Origin of the sequence: Rhodococcus sp. R1101, assembly GCF_000278445.1 — a bacterium.
In the GTDB taxonomy this organism is placed as follows: domain Bacteria; phylum Actinomycetota; class Actinomycetes; order Mycobacteriales; family Mycobacteriaceae; genus Rhodococcus; species Rhodococcus gordoniae.
Map to the genome: position 1 here is coordinate 1 of NZ_AJVB01000196.1, position 6,668 is coordinate 6,668.

At 69.5% G+C, this 6,668-nt stretch carries 7 protein-coding genes; 5 read left to right on the forward strand and 2 right to left on the reverse strand.

Annotated elements, in window-relative coordinates; genetic code table 11:
• Positions 1-421: VWA domain-containing protein (locus R1101_RS26675; RefSeq protein WP_037223290.1), on the forward strand; the 421-nt coding region annotated here is incomplete at its 5' end.
• Positions 422-440: 19 nt separating this feature from the next.
• On the opposite strand, the gene R1101_RS0113300 is transcribed toward R1101_RS26675, so the two are convergent.
• Positions 441-926: an SRPBCC family protein gene (locus R1101_RS0113300; RefSeq protein WP_016933909.1), complete on the reverse strand. Its 486-nt coding sequence runs from the start codon at positions 924-926 to the stop codon at positions 441-443.
• Positions 923-1,327, reverse strand: coding sequence for an ArsR/SmtB family transcription factor (locus R1101_RS0113305; protein WP_016933910.1), 405 nt, complete (start codon positions 1,325-1,327; stop codon positions 923-925). The genes R1101_RS0113300 and R1101_RS0113305 overlap by 4 nt, the downstream gene beginning before the upstream one ends.
• 159 nt (positions 1,328-1,486) lie before the next feature.
• Between R1101_RS0113305 and ggt the strand changes: the two genes are divergently transcribed.
• The 4 genes from ggt to R1101_RS0113325 form a co-directional block, all read left to right on the forward strand.
• Positions 1,487-3,484, forward strand: coding sequence for a gamma-glutamyltransferase (gene ggt, locus R1101_RS0113310; protein ID WP_016933911.1), 1,998 nt, complete (start codon positions 1,487-1,489; stop codon positions 3,482-3,484).
• A gap of 156 nt (positions 3,485-3,640) precedes the next feature.
• The gene (locus tag R1101_RS0113315) at positions 3,641-4,873 is read left to right on the forward strand and encodes an iron-containing alcohol dehydrogenase (protein WP_016933912.1); all 1,233 of its coding nucleotides are present in this window, start codon (positions 3,641-3,643) and stop codon (positions 4,871-4,873) included.
• Positions 4,870-6,243, forward strand: coding sequence for a MadS family sensor histidine kinase (locus R1101_RS0113320; RefSeq protein ID WP_016933913.1), 1,374 nt, complete (start codon positions 4,870-4,872; stop codon positions 6,241-6,243). The genes R1101_RS0113315 and R1101_RS0113320 overlap by 4 nt, the downstream gene beginning before the upstream one ends.
• The coding region (locus R1101_RS0113325) for a response regulator (RefSeq protein ID WP_016933914.1) at positions 6,240-6,668 on the forward strand (429 nt) is incomplete at its 3' end. The genes R1101_RS0113320 and R1101_RS0113325, both read left to right, overlap by 4 nt.

Sequence of the window (6,668 nt, forward strand, 5' to 3'; positions counted from 1 at the left end):
GGTGGTCGCCTTCGTCGATCGTCCGGTGGACGTGACGAAACAGTTGCTCGCCGCCGACGGCGACGGTGCCTTGGCCGCCGTACTCGCCCATCCCGCAGTCGATCTCGAAGCGAGCAGCGACTACGGCAGGGTGTTCGACGAACTGCTCACCGAGCACTCCGGATCGATCGACGGCCGGACGTCGGTGCTGGTGGTGGGGGACGGGCGCTGCAACGGCCTGCCTCCGCGCGTCGATCGGCTCGAGGAACTCCGTCGCCGGGTGCACCGTCTCGCGTGGATCACGCCGGAACCGGAGCGGTACTGGCCGCAGGCGACCTGCGCGATGCCCGACTTCGCCGAACTGTGCGACGAGGTGGTCGTCGCCCGTGACGGTGCGGAACTGCTCGCGAAGGCCGCCGAACTCGGCCACGCACTGCGGTGAGCGGCCGGGTCCGGGGAGCTCAGCGCGAGGCGGTCTCCTGCGCCAGGGCTTCGTCGAGTTGCTCGAACCCCTCGGACAGACCCGTCTCCATGCCCGATTGCGCCATCCCGTCGCGGGCCTCCGTGCTCGGGTACACCGAATGTCCCACGAGCTTGCAGCGTCCGTCGCCGAGGTCGACGAAGGTGAGCGTCTCGAGGCTCACCACGTCGGGGAATCCGAGGTATTCGAAGGTCTGGACGATGAACTCGTTGTCGCGCACGGTGTGGAAGACTCCGGCGAAGCGGTAGCTTCCGTGCTCGTCCGAGTGTCGGTAGCGGTACGAGCCTCCGGTACGGAAGTCGAACTGCTCGATCTCGATCTCCATGGCTCGCGGGCCGAGCCAGCGGGCGACGAGATCGGGATCCTTGTGGGCGCGGAAGACGTCCGCGACCGGGAAATCGAATTCCCGCTCGTAGTCGATGAAGGGGACGCCTTCCGGGACCGAGAGGGTGAGTGCGTTGCTCATGACAGTCCTCCGGTGTCGGGGCGTCGCGCGCCCCGGTGATGGTGTTCGGTCCTGTGGTGATGTTCGGCCGCTTCCCGGGCCAGCGCGGCGTCGAGATCGCGGAACTGCTGCTCTTTCACCAACCGGTAGCGGTCGATCCAGGAGGTCAGCATCTCCAACCGCGCGGGATTCAGGTGGACGGGCCGGCGCTGGGCATCGCGTGTGCGCGTGACGAGACCGGCGTGTTCGAGCACCCGAATGTGTTTCGAGATCGCCTGTGTGGTGATCTCGAAGGGTTCCGCGAGTTCGGTGACCGTGGCCGGGCCCCGGCTGAGCCGGGCGACGATGCGGCGGCGGGCCGGATCGGCCAGGGCGGTGAACGCCAGGTCGAGCGCGGTGTCGTCCGTCTCGTCGTCGTGCACGATCGCCTCCGCTTCGTGAACCTTCCGGTTTATCAACCATCCGGTTGAATAAAGGATGCTCCCCGGGCGACGGCTGTGTCAAGGGGTCCGGTGTGCGGACGTGAGCGGATCGCGGTCGAATTCCCTACGGGCACTCACACGCCCGGTTACCGTCGGTGGATGGTCCAGCCCTCGAGAGTCCGGTCCGGTGTCCGCGCGGCCTTCGCCACGGCCGTCTCGATCGCCCTCCTGGGCGCGTGTACATCCGCATCCGGCGATACGGAACCCGACGGCACTGCCGACGTGCAGGAGACCGCAGCAGCGGCGACCTGCACCGCGGAACCGAACGGCACCCCGGTCACCGACACGCAGCAACCGGCGGAGACCGGGGATCGCGACATCTCGACGAATCCCGAGATCGCGACCGGTTATCGCGCCGGCATGACCGCGGTGACCACCTCCTCCTATGCCGTGTCGACGGCCAACCCGGTCTCCACCGAGGCGGCGTGCGAGGTCCTGCGCGACGGCGGGACCGCCGCCGACGCGCTCGTCGCCGCCCAGATGGTCCTCGGTCTCGTCGAACCCCAGTCGTCGGGCATCGGCGGAGGAGCCTTCCTGGTGTACTACGACGCCGAATCCGGCGAGGTGACGGCATACGACGGTCGCGAGACGGCCCCGATGTCCGCGACCGAGAACTATCTGCGCTGGATCAGCGACACCGACCGCACCGAACCCCGACCCGACGCCCGCGCCAGCGGCCGGTCGATCGGCGTGCCCGGCGCCGTACGGATGCTCGAGAAGGTCCACGAGGAGCACGGACGCACCGACTGGGGCGAATTGTTCCGTCCTGCCATCGATCTCGCGGATCAGGGCATCGTGATCAGCGACCGCCTGGCGCAGTCGATCGCCGATTCCGCCCCGCAACTCGCGGTCGACGACGAGGCCCGCGCCTACTTCCTGCAGTCCGACGGCTCGCCCAAGCCGGCCGGTGACACCCTCACGAATCCCGCCATGTCCAAGACGCTCTCGGCGATCGCCGGCGGCGGCGCGGACGCCTTCTACACCGGCGACATCGCGGCCGGCATCGTCGAGTCCACCGGTACCGATTCCGGCGGGCGTACACCCGGAACGATGACCCTCGAGGACCTTGCCGCCTACGAGGCGAAGGAACGGCAACCGCTGTGCACCCCCTACCGCGAGTACGAGATCTGCGGCATGCCCAACCCGTCCTCGGGCGGCACGGCGGTCGCGGCGACACTCGGCATCCTCGAGAACTTCGACCTCGCGTCACTGCCACCGTCCGGCGTCGACGCAGACGGCGGCGTACCCGACGCGGACGCGGTGCACCTGATCTCCGAGGCCGAACGACTCGCCTACGCCGATCGCGACAAGTACGTCGCCGACGCCGACTTCGTCCCCCTGCCGGGCGGCTCGCTCGACACCCTGGTGAACCCGGACTACCTGTCCGAACGCGCAGCCCTGATCGACCCCGGCAAGAGCATGGGGAAGGCACGGCCCGGCGACTTCGGTCCGGTCCCGCTCGGCATGCCGCCGCAGAGTCCCGAATACGGCACCAGCCACATCTCGGTCGCCGACAGCTACGGCAATGTCGCATCGATGACGACCACGATCGAATCGGCGTTCGGCTCGTTCCACATGGTCGACGGCTTCCTGCTCAACAACCAGCTCACCGACTTCTCGGCCGAACCGGTCGACGAGGAGGGGCTGCCCGTCGCCAACCGCGTCGAACCGGGCAAGCGGCCACGGAGTTCGATGGCCCCGACGCTCGTCTTCGAACGCACACCCGACGGCGATCGCGGCGACATCCACATGGTGGTCGGGTCGCCGGGCGGTTCGGTGATCATCCAGTTCGTCGTCAAGACGCTCGTGAACACCCTCGACTGGGGACTCGACCCGCAGCAGGCCGTTTCGGCCGTGTCGTTCGGCGCCGCCAACACCCCCGTCACCGGGGTGGGTGGCGAACATCCGGCGATCGACGGTGCCGACGACGGAGCGAACGACCCGCTCGTGCAGCAACTCCGCGACATGGGTCACGAAGTGTCCGTCGCCCCGCAGTCCAGTGGTCTGAGCGCGCTGCTGCGCCGGAACGAGGGATGGATCGGGGGCGCCGACCCCCGCCGCGAAGGCGCCGTGATGGGCGACACCGGAGGGCAGTGACGTACTCGGCGCGGACAAGGCGGAGGCCGGTGACCTACCCTGTCGGACAGGTGCCGACCCCCGCCATCGGTCCGGTGCGCCCCGTGCCCGCTCCGCCCGAGAGCCCGCGCACCGTAAGCTGGATCACGCAGGTGCGCGGATCGTCAGGAGCGAACAGTGGCCGTCGTCATGCCGGGACACCAGAACACGACCTCTCCCTGTGCTCACGCGACCCCTCACGGCGGCCGTTCCGGCGCGGGTCCCGCCCTGGTCAAGTTCCACGCACCCGAGATCGTCTTCGGGGAGGGTTCGCTCGTCGAAGCGGCCCACGCCGCCGTCCGGCTGGGTGGTGTCCGTCCCATGCTCGTCACCGATCCGGGGCTGATCGAGGCGGGCTGGGCCGACGAACTCCTGCAGCACCTGCGTGAGCAGGGGATCGAACCCACCGTGTGGGCCGGTCTCACCCCCAACCCGAAGGACCACGAGGTCGCGGCAGGCCACGAGCTGTACCGGGCGCGCGGCTGCGACGTCCTCGTCGCGCTGGGTGGCGGCTCGGTGATCGACGCCGCGAAGGGTGTCGCGATCCTCGCCGCCAACGGCGGCAACATCCTCGACTACGAGGGAGTCGACCGCGCGCCGCTGCCCATCCCACCGATGGTCATGGTGCCGTCGACGTCCGGCACGGGAGCCGACGTCTCCCAGTTCTGCGTGGTCACCGACACCGCGCGGGGCAGCAAGATCACCATCATCGGGCGGTCGCTCGTCCCCGACCTCACGGTCATCGATCCGCGTCTGCTCACCACCATGCCCGCCGACCTCAACGCCGCCACCGGACTCGATGCCCTCACCCATGGCATCGAGGCGTTCGTCTCCCGTGCCCACAACCCGCTCACCGACCATCACGCACTGCGCGCGGTCGGCATGGTCACCGGCACGCTCGTGCGCACGATCGACGACCCGACCTTCATGCCTGCCCGCGCCACCATGGCCCAGGCGAGTCTCGAGGCCGGGCTCGCGTTCACCAATGCGATCCTCGGCGCCGCCCACGCGATGAGTCACCAGGTCGGCGGTCTGCTCGACCTGCCGCACGGGGTCGTCAACGGGGTGCTGCTGCCGCACGTCATCCGGTTCAACGGCGCCGACGATCCCCAGCCGTTCGTCGAGGTCGCGGCGACCCTCGGGCTGGAGGAGGCGCGTGGCGCCGCACCCGACGCCGTCGAGGCCGTCGCCTCGCGCATCGACGAACTCGCCCGGCAGGTGGGCGTGCCGCGTGGACTGCGGCAACTCGGCGTGCGTGAGGAAGACCTCCCGCGACTCGCCGAGGGCGCTCTGCGCGACGCGTGCATGTCGACGAATCCGCGCACCGCGACCCACGACCAGATGATCGAGTTGTTCCGGACGGCGATGTGAGTGCTCCCGACCTGTCGGCACTGACCGGACTCCGCTCCGGGAAGTCGACCTTCTATCCGCAGTACCGCGGCGCCGCCGAGCGCCTCGAACGCGTCGTCCACGCACTCGAATTGATCTCCCGGGCTCTGGTGCGCACCGTCGAGGGGCCGGAGACGCTCATCTGCGCCGTCGCCGAGGCCGCCCGCGCGCATCTGAGCGCGACATGGGTCGCCTTCGCCCTCGCCGACGGTGTCCTGCCCGATGCCGGTCCGCGCAGGCTCGTGCTCGGCCCCGACGCCACGCCCTTCCTCGTCGACAACGTGGAGGGGCCACCCCTGCCCGACGAGGTCGTCGCGCTGCTCGACGCCGTGCGCACGGGTGCTGCCGAGCGTCGTGAGCTGGTCGAGAACCACCACGCGTTCGTACCCATCGTCCTGGGCGGGGGAGTCGTCGGCGCCATCGCGGCGTGGACGCCGGATCACCGTGCCCTCGACACCACCGACCGGGCCGTCCTGTCCATCCTCGCCAGCCAGACGGCGGTCGCATTGCAGAACTCCGCGCTCTACCAGCGCGGGCAACTCCTCCTCGAGCGCGCCGAACAGGCCTACCGCGAAGCGAACCGCTCCGCCGCCGACCTGCAGGCCCGCAACGAGGAACTGGAGGACACCCTCGAGAAACTCGCGCTCACACAGCGGCAGCTGGGCGTCGCCCACCGCAACCAGGCGCTCGACGAGGAGCGGCATCGCATCGCCCGCGAACTCCACGACAGCGTCACCCAGGCCGTGCTCTCCGCAGGTATGCAGATCGAGGTGTGCCGCAGCGACATCCCCGACGCCGAACGCAGCGAGCGACTCGACCTCGCCAAGGAGCTCACGCGCGGTGCCGTCGAGCAGTTGCGGTCGGCGATCTACGCGCTGAACCGGCCGTCGGACGCCGAACGCATGTCGTTGCCGGAGATGCTCGAACAGCTCAGCGTCGCCCACATGCCGGGCGAACTCGAGGTGAGGACGAGGATGGCCGGCACGCCGGTCGAGCTGACCGGGGAGGCCGAGCACGCCCTGCTCCGGATCGCCGGTGAAGCACTGTTCAACGCGGCGGTCCACGCCAACGCGAGTCGTGTGGTGCTGCGGCTCGCCTACGGAGGCGACGCGGTCCTGCTCTCCGTGGCCGACGACGGCGACGGCGACCCGGCGCGTCTGCGAGTGATGCTGCGACTGGCCGCCAACGGCCTCGACGGGAACCATCGTGGCCTCGCGAACATGCAAGCGCGCGCCCGGGAACTCGGTGGCGCTCTCGAGGTGCGGCGTTCCAGGCTCGGCGGAGTGCGGATCGCAGCCCGGATCCCGTTGCAGGACAACGCTGTAGTTCAACAGGTGGGAGAATCGTCATGACCGTCACGCCGCCGCAGGCAACCCCCCGGGCTCGGCCCGGCACGGTGCGTATCGCACTCGTCGACGACCACGCGATCCTCCGCCAGGGGCTCCGTTCGATCCTCGACCGCGAACCTGATCTCGAGGTGGTGGGGGAGGCGTCGACGGACGCGGAGGCTCTCGCGCTCGTCGACCGCATGCGTCCCGACATCGTGCTGCTCGACCTCAAGCTCTCGGCGGGATCGGACTTCGAGGGACTGGGATTGTGCGGCCGGCTGTCCTCCGCGCATCCGGGGATCGGACTGCTCGTGCTCACCACCTTCCTCGACGAGCAACTCGTCGTGCGGGCGGTGCACGCCGGTGCTCGCGGTTACGTCGTCAAGGACGTCGACACCACCGAACTGGTGCGCGCCATCCGTGCCGTCTCCCGTGGTGAGAGCGCCTTC